Here is a 242-nt window from a genome sequence, read left to right on the forward strand (position 1 = left end):
GCCCGCTTCGGCCAGCTTCGTCGCATACAAGTCCGCGCTCTGCTCTTTGACCGCTCCCATCGGGTGGCCGACGACGATCGCGGGCTGCGCGCTGCGCCGGTCGAGGTCGGTAGGCACGAAGAGATGCCCGACCACCGTCATGTCGTACTGGTTCTGGAAGCGGACAGTCTCTTTCGTGACGCGGTCGCTGACGTAGAAATTGTCGGCATCCGGCGCCGCATCGGATGCGATCGCGGTGGAGG

The 242-nt window shown here is 65.3% G+C and carries 1 protein-coding gene; it reads right to left on the reverse strand.

The genetic code is table 11. The features are described from left to right. Nucleotides 1–242, reverse strand: a 242-nt coding sequence (locus SB660_RS23235; protein WP_410584911.1) for an alpha/beta hydrolase, incomplete at both ends; no start/stop codon positions are given.

The sequence above is a fragment of the Bacillus sp. SIMBA_005 genome, from assembly GCF_046535585.1.
Taxonomy (GTDB): domain Bacteria; phylum Bacillota; class Bacilli; order Bacillales; family Bacillaceae; genus Bacillus; species Bacillus pumilus.